This window comes from Dyadobacter sp. 22481 (genome assembly GCF_052044875.1).
GTDB lineage: Bacteria > Bacteroidota > Bacteroidia > Cytophagales > Spirosomataceae > Dyadobacter > Dyadobacter endophyticus.
The window spans coordinates 132060-145971 of the sequence record NZ_JBQENV010000002.1; the positions used below are offsets into that span (position 1 = coordinate 132060).

The following is a 13912-nucleotide window of genomic DNA, read 5'->3' on the forward strand; positions in this document are numbered from 1 at the left end:
ATCAAAAAGAAACGGAGGCAAAACCAGGGCGCCATGAAGTTTTATTTGAAGAATGCTTTTAATTTGCCTTCACATGTAAATTCTCTGTTATGCTGTTAGCTGTCGACCTCGGCAATACCGACACTGTTTTCGGGCTTTATGATTCAGGAGACTGGGGGCACATCTGGCGGATGCGCTCGCTGATACAGGAAAACGAGGCACATTACGAATCGAAACTGCGGCTGCATTTCCTGGAAGCAGGCTTGTGGTTCGGTGATGTGGAAACAGTGGTGCTGAGCAGCGTCGTGCCCGCATTGACACCCGTGATATCGAGAATGCTCCGTTCGCTGTTCGGCGACGGCGTAATTGTGGTCGGACCGGAGATTTATCCTGCATTATCCATCGAAATCGATCACCCGCACGAGATCGGCGCGGACCTGATTGCCAACGCCGTGGCGGTTTCAACGCGTTATAAGGAGAATTGCGTAGTCGTCGATTTTGGGACGGCATTGACTTTCACTACTGTTTCAAAAGAAAGTAAAATCCTCGGCGTAGCAATATTGCCCGGTTTGGTAACCGCGGTAAAAGCATTGTTCGCAAATACGGCGCAATTGCCGGAAGTACCGTTGCAACTCCCACAGTCGGCGATCGGTAAAAACACGGTTGAAGCCATCCAGGCGGGTATTTTGCTGGGCTATGAAGGTCTTGTGAAATCCCTGCTAGGCCGTATCCGTGCAGAACTAGGGGGAGAATGCATTGCCGTCGCGACAGGCGGCCTGTCGTCCATTATCGACACCCTGCGCGACGAATTCACGGAAATTGACAGAAAGTTAACATTAGACGGTCTCCGCATTATCGGCGAGAGCCTGAGGGCGTAGTTTTGAAATAGCCATCCTCAATCACAGGCAAATCAGCAACGGGTTTATTATACAAATACACCCAGCAATCTATGGCCACCTCCTCGGCATTCCTGACAGGTACCACCTTCCTCACATACAGACTCGCGGTCTCATCTTCCAGTACATCTTCATATTCATCCAGTTCTTGGAGTATTTCAAGGGAGTTTAACTGATAAATTTCCCCGTGCACGAGCGTAGGGGCACCGGGCTCGTAAAGTGCCCCGGGATACCACTCGACCTGGAACAATTTTCCGTTGAAATGCCCTTTTCCTATATAGTTTGAAGACAATCGCAGCTTCGTTGCATAGGGGTTGCTAAAACCCTGCATCAAAGTGCCGTAAGTAAATAAATTATATAACTTTTCCATTCTGCTGCCAGAAGATCAGAAATTCGGCTAAATGAACAACTGTATTTTTCTTATATTTACATGTAAGCTTCTTCATTATACTAATATACCGTTATGTACGAAAAGAACCTTGGTACAAAACAAAAAGCATTAAGGATCAACCTCGACCGCCGGATCTACGGATCGTTTGCGGAAATCGGGGCGGGCCAGGAAACGGCGGCTTACTTCTTCAAAGCCGGCGGCGCATCCGGAACCATCGCTAAAACAATGTCGGCCTACGACATGACGTTCAGCGACGCGATATATGGAACTGAGGAAGGCGGAAGGTATGTGGTGGAATCACGCCTGATGAAAATGCTCAACCGCGAATATAACCTTGTGGAAAAGCGGCTCTCGGAAAAACGCGGCGTCGACAGCACCTTTTTTGCTTTCGCGAATACAGTAGTAGCCCTCAACTTTCAAAAAACGAACGAATCTCACGGTTGGATCGGCCTGCAATTCCAGCTTACGCCCATGGGCCCGACAAACTACGTCGTGATCCACGTGCGTATGCGCGACGACGAGAATCTCCTGCAACAACAGGCGTTGGGCATTATCGGTGTGAACCTGATCTATGGTTGTTATTACTATCATAAATCGCCGGAGATCCTGCTGATGTCGCTCATGGACGATCTGACGGTCGACCGGATAGAAATTGATATGGTGCGTTTCAGCGGACCCGACTTCGCCAAAGTCGACAACCGCCTGATGAGCCTGCGGCTTGTGAAAAATGGATTTACCGACGCTGCATTGTTCGGTAGCGACGGCGGGGTATTGCAGCCATCGGAAGCGTTGTACAAAAAGCACATTCTCATGATGCGTGGCCGCCTGCGCCCGATCACAAACGTGCATATCGACCTGATCAGCAACGGTCAACGGCAGTTTCTGGCCGAGGAAGATGTGGACGAATCGAAAGTGGTGTTGATATCAGAGCTGACGCTGCATAATCTCAAAGCCGGCGACCGGGATATTGATGAGAAGGATTTTCTCGACCGCGTCGATATTCTCTGCTCGCTCGGGCATATGGTAATGATTTCCAACCACCATGAATACTATCGTTTGGTGGCCTATTTATCGCGATTGACCAAACTGAAATCCGGCCTGCTGCTCGGTAGCCCGAATTTGCAGGATATTTTTGAAGAAAAACATTATCAATTCCTGCAAGGAGGCATTCTCGAATCATTTGCGACGCTGTTCAGCCGGAAGGTGAAGCTTTATATTTACCCTACATTGCAGCCCGATGGCTCGGTATACAGCTGCGAAAACTTCCGTGTGCCGGATCATTTGAGGCCATTGTTCCAGTATCTGATCGTGAACGACAAGATTGAGGATATTAAGAACTACAATACCGAGCATATGCACATCACTACCGATTCGGTGCTCGAAATGATCAAGCGCGGAGAGCCGGGCTGGGAGAAGCTGGTGCCGGAGAATGTGGCTCAGATTATCAAGGAGAAAGCGCTGTTCGGGCTTCCTAGTGAGAATAATTACGTAGACACTGTGAAACAGATTCACCAGGCTGTTGGGAATCTGTAAGAGACGGCATTAAAAACATTCCGGTCTTAGCTTTTGGACATAAAATCTCCTTTATGTCCAAAATTCTAACGCCGCCTACCACTTTTACCGGCCGCCTCCGCTACCTGGGGCCCGGTTTTATTCTTTCCGCCGCCATTGTAGGCTCGGGCGAGCTCATCGCCACCACTGCATTGGGTGCCAAAGCCGGGTTTGTCATGTTCTGGCTGATCATTCTTAGCTGTCTTGCCAAAGTCGCATTGCAGCTGGAATTTGGCAAGAATGCCATTTACAGCGGCACCTTTATCATGCACAATTTCAACAATCTGCCTGGGCTGAGGCTCGGAAAGGCGCATTGGAGCATTTGGCTCTGGCTTTCATTGCAAGGGTTGAAACTGCTGCAAGTCGGCGGCATTGTCGGCGGCGTTGCTATTGTACTGAATATGGCCTTTCCGTTCATTCCCGTCAATTTCTGGGCGATTATCTCGGTGTTAATCACTTCATTCTGGGTTTATAAGGGCAACTACGGCCCGGTTGAGAAAGGCTCGCTCGTGATGATCATTCTCTTTACTGCCGTCATTCTGATATCCGTGATTTCGCTTCAATGGACACCCTACGCCATCAATTGGCCGCAATTTGAAAGTGGTCTGCAATTTTCGCTGCCCACCGCATTGGTTGCCACGGCATTCGGGGCATTCGGCATAACCGGCGTCGGAGGCGACGAAATCATGTATTACAATTACTGGTGTATCGAAAAAGGCTACGCCGCCTACACCGGCCCAAATGACGGCTCCAGAGAATGGTCTGATCGTGCAAAAGGCTGGTTCCGGGTGATGTACCTCGATGCGGTGCTATCCATGGTCGTCTACACCATTGTGACGGCCGCTTTCTATCTCCTCGGCGCGGCAGTGCTGCATACCGGCGGCGCGGTACCGGAAGGTTACCAGATGATCGAGACCCTCTCCCGCATTTTTACGGAAACGTTGGGCCCGTGGGCAAAGAACATATTTCTGGTTGGCGCATTCTTCGTGCTTTATTCTACATTGTTTACTGCCGCGGCCAGTTGGGCGAGGGTCTGGGGCGATGCATTCGGGCAGATCGGCTGGATGAAGTTCGGCTCCCAGCAGGAGCAAAAGCGCAGTATCGGCATTTTGTCGTGGGTACTCCCTATTGTCTGGTGCCTGTTGTTTCTGTTTTTCCAGGCGCCGGTGAGGATGGTTATCCTCGGTGGCATTGCTACTTCGGTGCTGTTGTTACTGGTTGTTTACGTTTCGCTCGTGTTCCGCTACCGCAACTTGCCGGCTGCGTTGAAGCCATCGGCTTTGTACGATATGTTCTTCTGGATAAGCGTGCTATCGATCCTTTTTGTGAGCGGGTATGGCATTATTCAAATTATTTAGGGAAGAATAGTACTTAATTTAAAATGAGTAGTACTTTTTGATAACGAACGAATAGGGGAGTTACTTCCGATTTTCGTCTAACTGATTGCCGGTCAGGTAAAATGTATTCATTCTGAAATCCTAAATTCTTTCATATGGACAAACCAAACGAAGTATCGAGAAGAAATTTCCTTAAAAACACCACCGGAGCAGCAGTAGCGCTTTCCATTCCGGCTATCATCCCCGCGAGCGCATTCGGCGCGAACGACCGCGTGCGTGTAGCCGTGCTGGGAGTAAACGGGCGCGGACAGAGCCATATTTCCGGTTTTAATGCGCTTAGCAACGTAGAAGTAGCGACGCTCTGCGATCCCGACAACAACATTTTGCAGAAACGGGCACAGGAATTCGAGCAGAAGACCGGCAAGAAAGTCAAAACCGAAAACGACCTCCGCAAAGTTTTTGACGACAAAACCATTGACGCTGTCAGCATCGCCACGCCTAACCACTGGCATGCATTAGCGGCGATCTGGGCTTGTCAGGCCGGAAAAGACGTGTATGTCGAAAAACCCGGCTCACACAATCTCCACGAGGGCCGTAAACTCGTAGAAGCTGCCCACAAATATAAAAGAGTAGTACAGCACGGCGTCCAGCTCCGGAGCTCGGAAGCATTGAAGGAAGCCGTGAAACATCTTCGCGACGGACTGATCGGTAACGTCTATATGGCTCGTGGCCTCGTATATAAATGGCGCCCGGACATCGGCGACAAAGGCACCGAATCCATTCCCGCAGGCCTCAACTACGACCTCTGGACGGGTCCCGCGGAAATGAAGCCATTCTCGCGCAACTACGTCCATTATGACTGGCATTGGCATTGGAACTACGGCAATGGCGATATCGGCAACCAGGGCATCCACGAAACCGACATGTGTATGTGGGGCCTTGGCGTGGACACCTTCCCTGACAAGATTACATCGTCGGGTGGTAAATTCCTCTGGAACGATGCCAAGGAAACACCGGAAGTACTGAGTTCTTCATTTGTGTACACCAAAGAAAAGAAGATCATCGAGTTCGAAGTACGTCCCTGGATGACGAACGAGGAAGGAGGCGTAGGCATCGGTAATATCTTCTATGGTTCGGAAGGCTATATGGTGGTTAAAGGTTATGATTACTATGAAACCTTCCTGGGTAAGGACAAAAAAGCCGGCCCATCGCGCAAAGCGGGTGGGGACCACTATAAAAACTTCATCGATGCCGTGATCGCTAAAGATCCGAAGCTGCTCAACGGGCCTGTTGAAACGGCGCATTTGTCTTCAGGCCTTGCGCATTTAGGCAATATCGCTTACCGCACCGGCCGCGCATTGACTTTTGATAACAAGACAGAGAAGTTTGTAGGAGATGAGGAAGCTAACAAGCTGCTGACGAGGAAGTACCGGGGGCCTTATGCATTGCCGCAGGTGGTATAGCCGACAGGCGCATTGGTTTCAAATAATTCTTACCTGAAAAGTTCTCTTTATGAGAACTTTTCTTATATTCACACACTTTAATGAAAGTACATCTCATTAGAAAAGAGAGCATCGAAGGATTTGTTCTAGACCATGCGAGAAGTAAGTCTTCATTTGACGAATGGCGTAGAAGGCTGAAAGGGGCCAACTGGATGTCTCCCGAGAGTATCCGGGAAACTTACCCGACCGTTGATTTCCTTGGTAACGGCTCTCCGCGAGTAGTGTTTGATGTCGGAGGAAATAGTTACCGGATGATTTGTAAATATGTATTTGGAATAAGCTATGTCCGTCTATATGTAAGTTGGATTGGAACTCATGCTGAGTACACACATCTGTGCAGACGTGGACTGCAATATTCAGTTAATCAATTTTAATATGGGAGACCTGAAATATAAGGTAATCAAGACCAAGGAGCAGTATTACGACTACTGTCGGGAGTTGGAAAGATTAGATGATTCGGGAGAGGCCGAAGGTAAGTACCAGGACGAGGCGGAGCTTTTGATGGTCCTGATCGAAGCCTATGACAACGAGCACAGTACTTTGGTAGACTTCGACCCGGTGGAAATGCTTCAATCCCTCATGGCTGATCACAAAATGAAGGCCAAAGATCTTGCCGAGCTGCTAAACGTCAGCAAAAGCTACGTTTCTGAAATTTTGCATTACAAAAAGGGGATGTCCAAAGAAGTGATCCGCAAGCTTGCTGAGCGTTTTGCGATGAGGCAGGAAGCATTTAACAGGCCTTATAAGCTGATATCGGATTATCCAGCGATGCCGGAGCCGGAGGAAGTAGTTACTGAGTAAGTATTAAATTAAACCACTATACTAATGGATCACTATCAGGAAATCACACGCTATCTCGCCAATGCGAGGGAAATTTTAAGTACCAAAGCAAATAAGGAGGGGCAGGAATACAAAGACATCAAATACGTTCAAATGGCGTCAGGAACGGCTTATAATGCGACATTGATGATCGCGGATGAATATTTGAGGAAGAAAGAGGGCGCGAAATTTACAAAGCCTCAAAGCATTGATGAATACCGGATCCGCATCAGGAAGTACAACAAAACATTGCTTTCCTATTTGAACGAAGCATACGACACATTGCATTTAGCAGGCTACTACCATGGCACGCCATCAGTAAGGACTATTAAAGACGGTCTCGATGCAACACAAAAGATGTTGGCCCTGGTCGCCTAATCTACATTCAATCGTAACAAAAAAGCGGTCGGCAGAGAATCTGCCGACCGCTTTGCATATCCATTTCGGCGCTTTTTAGAGCGTCGAAAAATCAAATGTTTCCAGGTATTTCGTCGTGAAATTGCCCGATTTGAAGCCGGGATCATCCATGAGTTTGATATGGAACGGAATCGTAGTCTTAATGCCTTCGATCACAAACTCCTGTAATGCGCGTTTCATACGTGTAAGTACCTCCTCGCGTGACTGGCCGCTGACGATCAGTTTCGCGATCATTGAGTCGTAGTTTGGCGGGATGGTATAGCCGCTGTAAACGTGGCTGTCGATGCGTACACCGTGGCCGCCAGGGAAATGCAGGTTGGTGATTTTACCTGGCGCAGGACGAAATCCGTTCGCGGGATCTTCTGCATTGATACGGCACTCCATTGCGTAGAGCTTTGGCGTGTAGTTCTTTCCGGAGATCGGTTCCCCTGCCGCTACCTTAATTTGCTCCTTAATCAGGTCAAAATCAGTAACTTCTTCGGTAATCGGATGCTCTACCTGGATACGGGTGTTCATCTCCATGAAGTAGAAATCGCCGTGCTTGTCGACCAGGAACTCAATGGTACCGGCACCTTCGTAACCGATCGCCTGAGCGCCTTTGATGGCCGCAGCTCCCATTTTCTCACGCAATTCGGGCGTGATAATGGGTGATGGTGTTTCTTCTACCAGTTTCTGGTGACGACGCTGAATAGAGCAGTCGCGTTCCGAAAGGTGGCACACTTTTCCGAACTGGTCGCCGATGATCTGGATTTCGATGTGGCGAGGTTCTTCGACGAATTTTTCGAGGTACAAACCGTCATTTCCGAATGCTGCGGCGGATTCCGTGCGGGCATCATTCCACGCTTTCTCGAATTCTTCGGGCTTGTTAATCACCCGCATACCACGTCCGCCACCTCCTGCTGTCGCTTTCACGATCACAGGGTAGCCGATGCCTTCCGCAAGTTCCTTGCCCTGTTCAAAAGATTCGAGCAAGCCTTCCGAGCCCGGCACAACCGGTACGCCGGCGGCGATCATCGTCGCTTTCGCAGTTGCCTTGTCGCCCATCCCGTTGATCTGGGCAGCGGTGGCACCGATGAATTTGATCCCGTAATCGGCACATATTTGTGAAAATTCGGCATTTTCGGACAAGAATCCGTAACCCGGGTGGATCGCATCCGCGCCGGTTACTTCCGCTGCCGAAATGATATTCTGAATGCTCAGGTATGATTGCCTGCTGGGCGGAGGACCGATACAAACGGCCTCGTCGGCAAACCGTACGTGAAGGCTGTCGCGATCGGCTGTCGAGTAAACTGCGACAGTTTTGATGCCCATTTCACGACAGGTCCTGATTACACGCAGGGCAATTTCGCCCCGGTTAGCAATGAGTATCTTTTTAAACATGTAATTCAGTGAGTTTTGGTTCGCTGCGTTATGCAGGTTCTACCAGGAACAATGGCTGGTCGAATTCTACCGGAGTTGCGTTTTCAACCAGGATCTTCACGATTTTACCTGATACTTCGGATTCGATTTCGTTGAACAGTTTCATCGCCTCGATCACGCAAACTACTTTTCCGGGTTTGATCTCGTCACCGATGTTGGCGAATGCCGGTGTTTCCGGGCTCGATGCGCGGTAGAAAGTACCGATCATCGGGGATTTAATGGTGATCAGGTTCGAAGAAGCTGGTTCTTTGGAAACCGTCGGCTCAGCCGAAGCTACCGGTGCAGTTGCTGCGGGAGCCGCAGGAGCGATTGCAGGCGCAGGCGCCGCGACGGGTGCCGAAGTATAGGCTACTACCGGTGCAGTTGCAAAGCGTTTTACCTTGATTTTCAGGTCTGCCGTTTCAATATTCACCTCATCAAGTCCCGATTGGGCAATGAAGTCAATTAGTTTTTGGATTTCTCTGGTTTCCATTTAGTTAAGATTTAACCCTTTCTACGTAATCGTATGTGCGCGTATCGACTTTGATTTTCTGGCCTTCTTCAATGAACAAAGGAACCATAATGCGGGCGCCCGTTTCTACTTCGATCGCTTTTTTGGGAGAGTTAGCGGTGTCGCCTTTCAAACCAGGTTCCGAGTAGGTAACGGTCAGTTCAACAAATGGAGGCAATTCGCAAAGCAGCGCAGCGTCCGTCTCAGTATTGATCAGGATCTCAACTTCCTGGCCTTCTTTCATAAGGTCGGCGTTGGTCACCAGTTTTTCGTCGATCAATACCTGGTCGAATGTTTCGGAGTTCATGAAGTTGTAGCCAACCTCATCTTTATATAGGAACTGGAATTTGTGTCTTTCCACACGCACGGGCGTAATGCCTGCGCCTGAGGAGAACGTATTGTCCAGTACTTTGCCGCTAGTAAGGCTTTTCAGTTTGGTACGTACGAACGCGTTTCCTTTACCGGGTTTCACGTGTTGAAATTCAATCACCTGAAAAAGATCATGGTTGAAGTGAATTACCAAACCGTTGCGCAAATCTGCAGTAGTTGCCATTTTTATGCTAATGAATTGTATGATAATGCTTTAATGAAAATCACATGCTTACGCTCCGATACCCCATTTGAGGTACATCGCGCCCCAGGTAAAGCCTCCGCCGAAAGCCGCCAGTATCAGGTTGTCGCCTTTTTTAAGTTGTGATTCATAATCCCACAGACAAAGCGGGATTGTCGCCGCAGTGGTATTTCCGTATTTGTGTATGTTCATCATCACCTTGTCCATGCCTACGCCCATGCGGTTGGCGGTGGCTTCGATGATCCGGCGGTTGGCCTGGTGAGGCACCAGCCATGCTACGTTATCGCTGTTCAGGCCGTTGCGCTCCATAATATCGGCAGCAATGTCGGCCATATTGGTTACTGCAAATTTGAAAACCTGCGCACCATCCTGATAAACGTAATGCAGCCTGTTATCTATCGTTTCATGTGTGGGTGGATAGCGGCTTCCTCCGGCTTTCTGGTTCAGGTAGGGAAGGCCCGCTCCGTCAGATTTGATGATAGAATCCAGAATCCCGTTTCCTTCGGTATCCGGTTCCAGCAACACGGCGCCAGCGCCGTCGCCGAATAGGATACAGGTTTTGCGGTCGGTGTAGTCGACGATCGCGGACATTTTATCCGAACCTACGACGATGACCTTTTTATATTTTCCGGTCTCGATAAACTGCGAGCCGAGTGTCAATGCATAAATAAAACCTGAACAAGCCGCCTGGATATCGAAGCTTCCGACGTTGCGGATGCCGGCCATATCGCAGATAAGGTTGGCTGTGCAGGGGAAAACAAAGTCAGGTGTAGTAGTAGCGCAGATGAGCAGATCGATTTCTTCGGGGCGTGTATTGGTTTTGGCGAGCAATCCCTTTACAGCCTCAGCACCCATATGTGAACTTCCTAAACCTTCACCTTTGAGAATACGCCTTTCTTTGATACCTGTGCGGCTAACGATCCATTCATCGTTCGTCGCAACCATTGTTTCCAATTCTGCATTAGTCAACACGTAATCAGGTACATAACCTTGTATTCCTGTTATAGAGGCTTTAATATGGGTCATGATAAATCAACTATTCAAAATCCGAATAGATTTGGTAAAAAGGGACAGTTTCAGTTTTTTCATAGTCATGTGGTTGTCTGCATCCTTCGTTAGCTCAATGCCTGGGCGATGTGCAGATACGCTTTGGATTTCACCTGCTTATAAGCCCAGCCAACCATATTTTTGATGGCCAGAGGCGTTGATACCCCGTGCGCGATCATCACATTTCCATTAACCCCGATAATGGGACTGCCTCCAATGGACTCGTAGTTCGTTTGGTCGATAAAATCGTCTTGGAAACCTCTTTTCTTCGAAATCTCATAAAGAGACTCCCCGAGCTTGAACAAAATATTGCCGGTAAAGCCGTCGGTAACGATCACGTCGGCCTTGTTGGTGAAGAGATCTTTCCCCTCGATATTTCCGATAAAATTAATGCGCTTGTTTTGTTTCAGAAGGGGATAGGTGGCCTGCGACGTGAGAGAGCCTTTTTGCTCTTCTTCCCCGATGTTCATCAATGCAACCCGTGGCTTGTCGATTTGGAAGGTATGCTGGGCGAAAATCGAGCCGATTTCACCAAACTGCGAAAGTACCTCCGGTTTGCAATCGGCATTGGCGCCGATATCGAGCATAACGGCATAACCGCCCCCAACCTGCGGCACCAGCCCCGCGATGGCAGGGCGAAGAATACCTTCTATGGCTTTAATGCTGAAAAGGGCGCCTACGTGCATGGCGCCTGTATTTCCTGCACTGCAGAATATGTCTACCTCTTTTTCTTTCAGAAGCTTGAAACCTACTCCAATGCTGGAATTGGGTTTTTGAGAAAGGGCTTTGGTAGGATGTTCCCCCATCTCGATCACATCTTCTGCGTGAACGACGTCAACATTAGTAGGGGTGAAATTGTGCTGGTTGAAGATGTCCCAGATCACATTTTCACGGCCAATTAAAACGATTCTCGCCTCGGATGGTAGCTCAGAAGAGGCTTGAATGACCCCTTCAACAATTGCTTGCGGAGCTAAATCTCCCCCCATAGCATCTACCGCAATTTTCATTTACACGCTGTTATTTTGACAAATAAGTTAGAAACCGAAGGTGTAAATTTAGCAGATGTGCCGCAGTAAAAAAGAATTTCGCAACAACTTTTATAGGGCTGCTGCGAAATTGAATTGCTCATCGACTGAAACTAAACCGTTTTAGTATAGTTCTCTACTACAACTTTACCTCTGTAAACCAGGTTGCCTTCGTGTACGTGTGCACGGTGCAATTGGTGGATTTCTCCGGTTGTAGCATCAGTTCCCAACTGCTTTCCGGTAAGGAAATCGTGCGCTCTGCGTGAATCGCGACGGGTGCTGGAATGTCTCCGCTTAGGATGTGCCATGATATTTTTGGTCTATTGTTATTTACTATTTATGTCCATAGGCTGAAGCCTAGGGTTACTACTATTTTTTCAGTTTTTTGAGCGCTTCCCACCGCGGATCAACTTTTTCTTCTTCCTCCGTTTCATCTCCTTCTTCCGTTCCACCGGAAGTATACACCAGCGTTCCCTCCTCCTCGTCATCTTCCAAATCAAATTCGTCTTCCTCGGTTCGCAGGCTCGGGTGGAGCTTTTTTACAGGCAATGATAGCGCGATAAAATCGAAAATATAACGCGCTACGTTAATTCTGTTGGTGTTACGGCCGATGATCTCGATCTCTTCCGTGAGTTCCTCGTTGTGATCGCCGAACTTTAATATGATGCGTTCGTCGGAATCAATGGGTTCTTCGAACGTCTCAAGGCTGCGGTCACAAGTCAGGGTTACACTTCCTATTGTGTGAAAACGGAGCTGGATCATCGTCGTCGATTTGTTCAGAACGACGTGCGTTTTGAAGTGCCCGTGTTCGATCAGTTCCTGCTCCATTTCCTCAAAAAAAGCGTCGCCGGATTCCATATCATAGTCATACTGTTTGTCTTCCAAACCGTAAATGTCTATGTTGTATTTACTTAGCTCTTTCACTTTTTCTGTCAAAAGGAGTGCAAAGGTAATGTGTTTCAGTTTAATAAAAAACATTGGGCCGGAAATTTGTTGCTTTCTGGCGCCAATCCTTTGTGTTGTCAGATTTTTCGGGCCGGATTGCCAAAATAGGTTGCTCCCGCAGGTACATTCTCAACTACGACCGATCCTGCGCCGATCCGCGCATTCTTGCCCACTTCAATTCCCGCAACAATCACCGCCCCGGAACCGATGAACACGCCGTCGGCCAGCTTTACGCGGTCATTAATGATTGCGCCGGCACCAATGGTCACGAAGTCGCCCACGATAGCCGACGTGTCAATGATCGCCCCCGTTTGTACCAGACAATGATGCCCGACCACCGTACGTGCCCCGATGGTAGCGCGGGCTGCGATGAGGTTGCCGTGGCCGATCGCCGCCATGCCCGAAATTACCGCGCTGTCGTGGACGGCATTTACAGGCATACTCTTGAATTCCTCGGTCAGGGTTTCGACGAGCCGCTCCCGGACCGAACGCTCGCCGATCGCAATGAATGCTTCGCATTTGGAACCTAGTATATTGAGGAAGCTCGTGTCGTCGGTATTGCCGAGCACGCTCACTTCCGCGAATTCCTTGCCGTGCAGCTCGGCGTGGTCGTCGAGCAAACCGTAAACGAGTACATTATTTCTCCTGAAAATATCGAGGGCCTGCATACCAAGGTCGCCGGCGCCAAAAATTAATACGGGGTTTTCCATAATTAGAGTTGATATTGAATAAAAAGTCTCCATCTGAATGGTTAGTTCAAATGAAGACTTAAAAAATTTGGCTTAACTATAATACTTACAGAAACGTTACCCTGAAAACAAACGGGCTGCCATAGGGCGAGAGGTTCTGCCCGCTGTATTTGTCGATCTGACTGTCGTAGCTGAAATTGTATAATGCGGTCAAATGTACGGCTTTGATAAACTTCCCGCCAATTGGCTGCGAATACGACGCCCCCGCCATGGGCGATCCCAGCCACTGCCTTTTCTGGTACGATCCTTCCACATTTAGTGCTTCGTATTCCGCGATGATGTTAACAGGCGGGACCACGTTGTACATCAGGAATGCACGGCCGCCGTAGTATGCCGTGCTGATATCGTAATATTTATAGCGGAAATACATGATCGTCGCGCCTACGCCGCCCACCAGCTTTTCGGTCAGCTCGTAGCCCGCCATTGGTGACAAGTTGATATTGGTAACAGTTCCCAGGCTCAGCCCGAAACTGCCTCCGAGGCGCAGTCTTTCAATAAACTTTTTGTCCTCGAAATCTGCCAATTTCTTCTTCTCTGCCAGAACAGGCTTCTGGTCCTGGGGTTTTCTTTCAACGGGAGGTACTTCCTTTCTTTCCGGTTGGTCCTTCCGAAGTGAATCGGGGCGGTAGTATTCATCGTTCTGGGCCATAAGCGAAGGACTGATCAAAACCGCCAGAAGGAACAGGATTGGCAGGAGGATTTTACTTTTCATCTTAAAATCGTTTATTTTATAATGTTGTAACTGGTAACGTAGGACTATCTGCTTTTTGTCTA

General features: G+C 48.8%; 17 protein-coding genes. 7 read left to right on the forward strand and 10 right to left on the reverse strand.

Translation table 11 applies throughout. From position 1 onward, the window contains the following. The first annotated feature begins 89 nt into the window (after nt 1-89). A complete protein-coding gene (locus ACTJJJ_RS10675; protein WP_188938926.1) occupies nt 90-857 on the forward strand; it encodes a type III pantothenate kinase in 768 nt (255 codons plus the stop codon). Here ACTJJJ_RS10675 and ACTJJJ_RS10680 read toward each other — a convergent pair. Then, nucleotides 832-1245: a gamma-glutamylcyclotransferase family protein gene (locus tag ACTJJJ_RS10680; protein ID WP_188938925.1), complete on the reverse strand. Its 414-nt coding sequence runs from the start codon at nt 1243-1245 to the stop codon at nt 832-834. The genes ACTJJJ_RS10675 and ACTJJJ_RS10680 overlap by 26 nt on opposite strands. A gap of 93 nt (nt 1246-1338) precedes the next feature. On the opposite strand from ACTJJJ_RS10680, the gene ACTJJJ_RS10685 reads away from it, so the two are divergent. The 6 genes from ACTJJJ_RS10685 (at nt 1339) to ACTJJJ_RS10710 (ending at nt 6853) form a co-directional block, all read left to right on the forward strand. After that, nucleotides 1339-2799, forward strand: a complete 1461-nt coding sequence (locus ACTJJJ_RS10685) for a TonB-dependent receptor (RefSeq protein ID WP_188938924.1) — start codon at nt 1339-1341, stop codon at nt 2797-2799. 53 nt (nt 2800-2852) lie between these two features. Beyond that, complete coding sequence (locus tag ACTJJJ_RS10690; RefSeq protein ID WP_440701767.1) at nt 2853-4175, forward strand: Nramp family divalent metal transporter; 1323 nt, start codon at nt 2853-2855, stop codon at nt 4173-4175. A gap of 134 nt (nt 4176-4309) precedes the next feature. Next, nucleotides 4310-5617 (forward strand): Gfo/Idh/MocA family oxidoreductase, encoded by a 1308-nt coding sequence (locus ACTJJJ_RS10695; RefSeq protein WP_440701768.1) that lies wholly within the window; start codon nt 4310-4312, stop codon nt 5615-5617. An 80-nt stretch (nt 5618-5697) separates the two neighbouring features. Continuing rightward, nucleotides 5698-6030 (forward strand): type II toxin-antitoxin system HigB family toxin, encoded by a 333-nt coding sequence (locus ACTJJJ_RS10700; RefSeq protein ID WP_188938921.1) that lies wholly within the window; start codon nt 5698-5700, stop codon nt 6028-6030. Between the two features lies 1 nt (nt 6031). Beyond that, complete coding sequence (locus tag ACTJJJ_RS10705; RefSeq protein WP_188938920.1) at nt 6032-6457, forward strand: helix-turn-helix domain-containing protein; 426 nt, start codon at nt 6032-6034, stop codon at nt 6455-6457. A 24-nt stretch (nt 6458-6481) separates the two neighbouring features. Further along, nucleotides 6482-6853 carry a DUF5618 family protein gene (locus ACTJJJ_RS10710; protein WP_188938919.1) on the forward strand — a complete coding sequence of 124 codons (372 nt, stop codon included), beginning with the start codon at nt 6482-6484 and terminating at the stop codon, nt 6851-6853. Nucleotides 6854-6928: 75 nt separating this feature from the next. Here the strand turns inward: ACTJJJ_RS10710 and accC are convergent, their stop codons facing one another. The 9 genes from accC to ACTJJJ_RS10755 form a co-directional block, all read right to left on the reverse strand. Then, nucleotides 6929-8272 (reverse strand): acetyl-CoA carboxylase biotin carboxylase subunit, encoded by a 1344-nt coding sequence (accC, locus tag ACTJJJ_RS10715; RefSeq protein WP_188938918.1) that lies wholly within the window; start codon nt 8270-8272, stop codon nt 6929-6931. Between the two features lie 28 nt (nt 8273-8300). Beyond that, nucleotides 8301-8783, reverse strand: a complete 483-nt coding sequence (gene accB / locus ACTJJJ_RS10720) for an acetyl-CoA carboxylase biotin carboxyl carrier protein (RefSeq protein ID WP_188938917.1) — start codon at nt 8781-8783, stop codon at nt 8301-8303. Between the two features lie 4 nt (nt 8784-8787). Next, nucleotides 8788-9354 (reverse strand): elongation factor P, encoded by a 567-nt coding sequence (gene efp / locus ACTJJJ_RS10725; protein WP_188938916.1) that lies wholly within the window; start codon nt 9352-9354, stop codon nt 8788-8790. A gap of 48 nt (nt 9355-9402) precedes the next feature. After that, nucleotides 9403-10398 (reverse strand): beta-ketoacyl-ACP synthase III, encoded by a 996-nt coding sequence (locus tag ACTJJJ_RS10730; RefSeq protein WP_188938915.1) that lies wholly within the window; start codon nt 10396-10398, stop codon nt 9403-9405. An 89-nt stretch (nt 10399-10487) separates the two neighbouring features. Then, on the reverse strand, nt 10488-11426 hold the full coding sequence (gene plsX, locus ACTJJJ_RS10735; RefSeq protein ID WP_090156137.1) for a phosphate acyltransferase PlsX: 939 nt from the start codon (nt 11424-11426) through the stop codon (nt 10488-10490). A 131-nt stretch (nt 11427-11557) separates the two neighbouring features. Beyond that, nucleotides 11558-11752 carry a 50S ribosomal protein L32 gene (rpmF, locus tag ACTJJJ_RS10740; protein WP_015813599.1) on the reverse strand — a complete coding sequence of 65 codons (195 nt, stop codon included), beginning with the start codon at nt 11750-11752 and terminating at the stop codon, nt 11558-11560. Between the two features lie 61 nt (nt 11753-11813). Continuing rightward, entirely contained in the window at nt 11814-12422 is a 609-nt protein-coding gene (locus ACTJJJ_RS10745) for a YceD family protein (RefSeq protein WP_440701769.1), read from the reverse strand. A 44-nt stretch (nt 12423-12466) separates the two neighbouring features. After that, on the reverse strand, nt 12467-13099 hold the full coding sequence (locus tag ACTJJJ_RS10750; RefSeq protein WP_440701770.1) for a NeuD/PglB/VioB family sugar acetyltransferase: 633 nt from the start codon (nt 13097-13099) through the stop codon (nt 12467-12469). An 85-nt stretch (nt 13100-13184) separates the two neighbouring features. Next, nucleotides 13185-13850, reverse strand: a complete 666-nt coding sequence (locus tag ACTJJJ_RS10755; protein ID WP_440701771.1) for a hypothetical protein — start codon at nt 13848-13850, stop codon at nt 13185-13187. Nucleotides 13851-13912: the final 62 nt, after the last annotated feature.

Coding starts and splice junctions, on each gene's coding strand:
- ACTJJJ_RS10685 (WP_188938924.1), top strand. CDS start 1,339: ATGTACGAAAAGAACCTTGGTACAAAACAAAAAGCATTAAGGATCAAC.
- accC (WP_188938918.1), bottom strand. CDS start 8,272: ATGTTTAAAAAGATACTCATTGCTAACCGGGGCGAAATTGCCCTGCGT.
- ACTJJJ_RS10700 (WP_188938921.1), top strand. CDS start 5,698: ATGAAAGTACATCTCATTAGAAAAGAGAGCATCGAAGGATTTGTTCTA.
- rpmF (WP_015813599.1), bottom strand. CDS start 11,752: ATGGCACATCCTAAGCGGAGACATTCCAGCACCCGTCGCGATTCACGC.
- ACTJJJ_RS10710 (WP_188938919.1), top strand. CDS start 6,482: ATGGATCACTATCAGGAAATCACACGCTATCTCGCCAATGCGAGGGAA.
- ACTJJJ_RS10675 (WP_188938926.1), top strand. CDS start 90: ATGCTGTTAGCTGTCGACCTCGGCAATACCGACACTGTTTTCGGGCTT.
- ACTJJJ_RS10745 (WP_440701769.1), bottom strand. CDS start 12,422: ATGTTTTTTATTAAACTGAAACACATTACCTTTGCACTCCTTTTGACA.
- ACTJJJ_RS10730 (WP_188938915.1), bottom strand. CDS start 10,398: ATGACCCATATTAAAGCCTCTATAACAGGAATACAAGGTTATGTACCT.
- accB (WP_188938917.1), bottom strand. CDS start 8,783: ATGGAAACCAGAGAAATCCAAAAACTAATTGACTTCATTGCCCAATCG.
- ACTJJJ_RS10695 (WP_440701768.1), top strand. CDS start 4,310: ATGGACAAACCAAACGAAGTATCGAGAAGAAATTTCCTTAAAAACACC.
- efp (WP_188938916.1), bottom strand. CDS start 9,354: ATGGCAACTACTGCAGATTTGCGCAACGGTTTGGTAATTCACTTCAAC.
- ACTJJJ_RS10755 (WP_440701771.1), bottom strand. CDS start 13,850: ATGAAAAGTAAAATCCTCCTGCCAATCCTGTTCCTTCTGGCGGTTTTG.
- ACTJJJ_RS10690 (WP_440701767.1), top strand. CDS start 2,853: ATGTCCAAAATTCTAACGCCGCCTACCACTTTTACCGGCCGCCTCCGC.
- ACTJJJ_RS10705 (WP_188938920.1), top strand. CDS start 6,032: ATGGGAGACCTGAAATATAAGGTAATCAAGACCAAGGAGCAGTATTAC.
- ACTJJJ_RS10680 (WP_188938925.1), bottom strand. CDS start 1,245: ATGGAAAAGTTATATAATTTATTTACTTACGGCACTTTGATGCAGGGT.
- ACTJJJ_RS10750 (WP_440701770.1), bottom strand. CDS start 13,099: ATGGAAAACCCCGTATTAATTTTTGGCGCCGGCGACCTTGGTATGCAG.
- plsX (WP_090156137.1), bottom strand. CDS start 11,426: ATGAAAATTGCGGTAGATGCTATGGGGGGAGATTTAGCTCCGCAAGCA.